Here is a 508-nt window from a genome sequence, read left to right on the forward strand (position 1 = left end):
CAACCAGGGTAAGCGCCTGAGAACTCAACTTGTGCTCCTGCGAGTTCAGCAACAGAGCGTAGCGTGCTCTCTACTTGGCTGCGGCCAGAATCAATTAAAGAGCGAATCAGACACAGAACCGTGACTTTATTTTCTTCAGTAGTGATCACGCCAACGTTCAGTGACGTTTCAACCACACCTTCAATTTCGTCGCTCATGCGCATCACGCCATTAGGACATGCGTTGAGAGCAGCAATAAAGCGTTGTTGATCCGCCGCAGTGAAAGCTTGTGATTCGGTTACGATCTCTTCATTGAACGTCACAATACCCGTTTCTACTTTGCCAAGCTCAGCTTTTAATAGCTCAGTGTAGTAGTTGAAAAGCTCTGCAAGTTTCTCTTGGTTTTCAGCAGGAACTGCAACTGTTACGAAAGCTTCGCGAGGAATAGCATTACGCAAACTACCACCACGGAATTCAACCAAGCGAAGATCCAACTCTTGTGCATGGCCCGCAAGGAATCGGCCAAGCA

1 protein-coding gene is annotated in these 508 nt (G+C 47.8%); it reads right to left on the bottom strand.

Annotated features, from left to right (window positions below; all coding sequences use genetic code 11):
* A partial coding sequence (locus tag R7Q48_RS31455; RefSeq protein WP_411979329.1) for a peptidase dimerization domain-containing protein occupies positions 1-508 on the bottom strand: 508 nt, incomplete at both ends.

The sequence above is a fragment of the Vibrio sp. 378 genome, from assembly GCF_033339435.1.